Raw genomic sequence first — 3,109 nt, 5'->3', positions numbered from 1 at the left:
ATTTTTACAATTGTTAATTGAGAAGTAAGTTTTTATGCAGAAAAGCGATGTGTTTTTTAAAGATTTTAAAACCAGTTTTATTGTTGCTGGCTTGGCTTTCACGGTCTTTTTTGCCATGGCGATTTTTTTTGAATTAGCTATGGGCGCAATATTAAAAATTGAGCCATCTCAAGCCAGAATTTCTTTGTTTGTTGGTTTTTTCATGTTGGTTGGAGTGGGATTCTTCCTTTTTTCAAAGAATAGCCTAGGCAATAAAGTCGGCGGTATTGTAGTAACAGCAATACTTTCAGCCGTTTTTCTTAGTTTGAAATTCTATTATTTTTAGGAATATATAGAATGAAAAAATATGGCGTTGAAATTGTTGATCGTCCCAAGATTAAACCCATCAAAGAGCTTGATTTGACAGGGATAGAGGGCGAAAAACTTGTCAGATTACTGACCAAAAAGATTCTAATCCGACATGAAAAAACCTTTAAACGGTTGGCTGATATGTGATGGATACAGAAAAGGTTATTGAGATTGGTATCTCAACCAATTAATTCACTTTGTGTTATATTAGATTTCAAATGTAACACATTGGAGTGGATACCATGTCTGAAGCAACTTTCACATTCCGAGTCGAGGAATCGTTAAAACAAGATTTTTCTAGTTTTGCTAAAAGTCTTGATCGTAGTGGAGCGCAATTATTACGTGATTTCATGCGTGATTTTGTCAAACAGCAACAGGAAGCCGCATCTTATGATGCATGGTTTCAACAACAAGTCCAAATTGGCTTAGACCAAGCGAATGCAGGAAATCTTATTTCGCATGAGGACGTAGAAGCAAAGTTCGCAGCAAAACGAGCTGCAACCTTGGCACGATTGGCTGCTAATAAATAATGAAGATTCTTTGGACCGTAGATGCAGAACAAGATCGTGAAAGAATTTATGATTATCTTGATGAAAGAAATCCAATTGCTGCAATTGAATTGGATGATTTAATTCGGGAAAAAGTTAGTTTGCTTGCTCATAATAATCTCATGGGGAGAACTGGACAGAAAAAAGGAACAAGAGAGTTAGTTGTTCATCCTCACTATGTTGTGGTGTATGACATTACTGAAAATGTGCGTATTTTGAGGGTTTTACATACATCACAACAAATTTCTTGAAAATTTAGTCATGACTAAATTTCAGCAAACTATTTTCTTGTAGATATTTCATAATTAACTTCAATAAGTCACGTTGCTTTTTACTTCTTCTGACTGGCTTATTTGAAATTAGAAAGACATCAATATATCCAAGTTCCATATGGTATGGGTTATCTGTTATTTCTAAAATAATCGGGAATATTCCATGATCACCTGAAAATACAGCAATACAGCTTCTATTTTCATATTTGGGACTAATCATTACATCAAAATCTATGTGGTCGTATGATTCATCAGGGTGATTTGTGGTTGTATTTACATAAGTTTCTAAGAATTTTTTGATAAAAGTATTTTTATTCATTGTTTTTTATCTCTTAAATCCAGCTTTTTCTAAGATTGGATAAAGTTCCCTAAATTTTTCAGGTTGTAAAAGCATATCTGCAATACGAATAGCAAACTGTTGGTAGCTTTCGGTTCCTTGTGAATACTTAGACATTTCGGGAATTTCAGACATTTTATTTGCAAATAGATGGCGCTGTGCATCGGTCATTTGGATAAAAAAATCAGGAGTATTAGTGTCGCGCTTTGGATCAATCAGTTTTTCAATTTTAGGCTGTTGCTTCTGTTTAAATCTAAATGAAAAGCCTGAAATAGTACGTCCTTTTTTATGTTGATCATACGACACAGTTATATCAGTGTGTCCGTTAATTTGTTTAATTGCCGGTTCTAATACACGCCTTTTAAATAACTCCATTCTTTGATATTCATCAGGTTCAACACCTATTTTTTTCCGAAAATCAGACAATTCAATAAGTGGCATTTTACCAATCTCACGCCATGCAATCAGTAATTCATACAAGCGAATTGCATATTTACTGGTGAGCTGAGCTATCTGCTTGAATTGGTAGTATGTAAACCGTTCTTCTAGTCGAGTAATCAGTGGTACTACATCTGGAGCAAAAGTAATTGCTAGTGTTGCAAAATCATCGGCATATGCAATCCGACTAACCCAACGAGATTTAAACATATATATTTTTAGTTGCGGGTAATCATGTACTTGTTTTGTATAGTAAAATTTTCTTTCAAAAAGAGTATTAGCTGCTTCTTTAAGAGCTTTATATGCAGCATCAATTGTTACGTTAAATCTGTCGGCATACTCTTTTGCATGTATTTCAATTGTACTGTCCGCTGTAATACCTAGTCCAGATTCTCTTGCAGACATGATCGCTAATAAAATGAGCCTTTGTTCGGTTAACTCAAGATTGTAGCTAGCATTAATCAGAGCATTATCTTTAACTATTAATTCATTTTTCATATTAAAAATACAATTGCATTATTATATTTAGCACCATATTTTATTTATGGTGTTAAATCAATAGAATTTGGTGTTTTATTTAATAGAATTTGGTGCTTTATCTAATAGAATTTGGTGCTTTATCTAATAGAATTTGGTGTCATATACTAGCTGTATCCCAAGCCCTGTGCGGATTTCATCCAGTCTAAAAGTATTTAAAAGCTTTAAAATATATTAAAAGCCCAAAAGAATAAAAATCAAAGGCTATGGCACTCGCTTCGCTCGTGTCGTTTCAAGAGCAAAAGCAAAGTCAAAAGCACTGATAATGTATTCGCTATGCTCATACTTTTTGAAAAGCAAAAGCTTCAATGTGTCGCTCGTAGACACTCGCTAAAAACTATCTCCAGTAATTTAAAAAAAGCAAAAGCGGTTTTTCAGAGAGGGGAATAAGCGAATTTTCTTTGTGTCACTCGTAGACACTCGTTAAAGATGGCGATTAAACGCAAAAAAAGCGGCTGTATAGGGCTTTTTATTTTTTTTTAACCTACCCTACATCATGTGTTTAAAAGTTGCTTAGAGCGCAAATGGTGAGCAATTAAATGAATTTTAGTTATTGATTGGAAAAACCCAGCCTCTTAAAGAGGACTGGGTTCTTAAAAACCGCTAATTTGTACGTTTTTATACTGCAA

6 protein-coding genes are annotated in these 3,109 nt (G+C 33.9%); 4 read left to right on the top strand and 2 right to left on the bottom strand.

Going from position 1 to position 3,109, the window contains the following annotated elements; all coding sequences use genetic code 11:
* Window positions 1-34 precede the first annotated feature (34 nt).
* The 4 genes from EXE10_RS20440 (at window position 35) to EXE10_RS20425 (ending at window position 1,147) form a co-directional block, all read left to right on the top strand.
* Window positions 35-325: a hypothetical protein gene (locus EXE10_RS20440; protein WP_130114558.1), complete on the top strand. Its 291-nt coding sequence runs from the start codon at window positions 35-37 to the stop codon at window positions 323-325.
* Between the two features lie 11 nt (window positions 326-336).
* Window positions 337-495 carry an acetyltransferase gene (locus tag EXE10_RS20435; protein WP_130114557.1) on the top strand — a complete coding sequence of 53 codons (159 nt, stop codon included), beginning with the start codon at window positions 337-339 and terminating at the stop codon, window positions 493-495.
* A gap of 95 nt (window positions 496-590) precedes the next feature.
* Window positions 591-878, top strand: coding sequence for a CopG family ribbon-helix-helix protein (locus EXE10_RS20430; RefSeq protein WP_130114556.1), 288 nt, complete (start codon window positions 591-593; stop codon window positions 876-878).
* Window positions 878-1,147, top strand: coding sequence for a type II toxin-antitoxin system RelE/ParE family toxin (locus EXE10_RS20425; protein WP_130114555.1), 270 nt, complete (start codon window positions 878-880; stop codon window positions 1,145-1,147). The genes EXE10_RS20430 and EXE10_RS20425 overlap by 1 nt, the downstream gene beginning before the upstream one ends.
* Before the next feature lie 4 nt (window positions 1,148-1,151).
* Here EXE10_RS20425 and EXE10_RS20420 read toward each other — a convergent pair whose 3' ends face one another.
* Together EXE10_RS20420 and repM are read right to left on the bottom strand one after the other, a co-directional pair.
* On the bottom strand, window positions 1,152-1,487 hold the full coding sequence (locus EXE10_RS20420; RefSeq protein WP_046661254.1) for a hypothetical protein: 336 nt from the start codon (window positions 1,485-1,487) through the stop codon (window positions 1,152-1,154).
* A gap of 6 nt (window positions 1,488-1,493) precedes the next feature.
* Complete coding sequence (gene repM, locus EXE10_RS20415) at window positions 1,494-2,441, bottom strand: replication initiation protein RepM (protein ID WP_130114554.1); 948 nt, start codon at window positions 2,439-2,441, stop codon at window positions 1,494-1,496.
* Window positions 2,442-3,109 lie beyond the last annotated feature (668 nt).

Origin of the sequence: Acinetobacter sp. WCHAc060033 (assembly GCF_004209125.1) — a bacterium.
GTDB classification, from domain to species: Bacteria; Pseudomonadota; Gammaproteobacteria; order Pseudomonadales; family Moraxellaceae; genus Acinetobacter; species Acinetobacter wuhouensis.
Note: the sequence above shows the minus strand (reverse complement) of the source record. Positions and strands in the feature narration are given on the sequence as shown.

Bases quoted from the DNA above. Each gene is read 5' to 3' on its own strand.
- EXE10_RS20440 (WP_130114558.1), top strand. From the start codon at position 35: ATGCAGAAAAGCGATGTGTTTTTTAAAGATTTTAAAACCAGTTTTATT.
- EXE10_RS20435 (WP_130114557.1), top strand. From the start codon at position 337: ATGAAAAAATATGGCGTTGAAATTGTTGATCGTCCCAAGATTAAACCC.
- EXE10_RS20430 (WP_130114556.1), top strand. From the start codon at position 591: ATGTCTGAAGCAACTTTCACATTCCGAGTCGAGGAATCGTTAAAACAA.
- EXE10_RS20425 (WP_130114555.1), top strand. From the start codon at position 878: ATGAAGATTCTTTGGACCGTAGATGCAGAACAAGATCGTGAAAGAATT.
- EXE10_RS20420 (WP_046661254.1), bottom strand. From the start codon at position 1,487: ATGAATAAAAATACTTTTATCAAAAAATTCTTAGAAACTTATGTAAAT.
- repM (WP_130114554.1), bottom strand. From the start codon at position 2,441: ATGAAAAATGAATTAATAGTTAAAGATAATGCTCTGATTAATGCTAGC.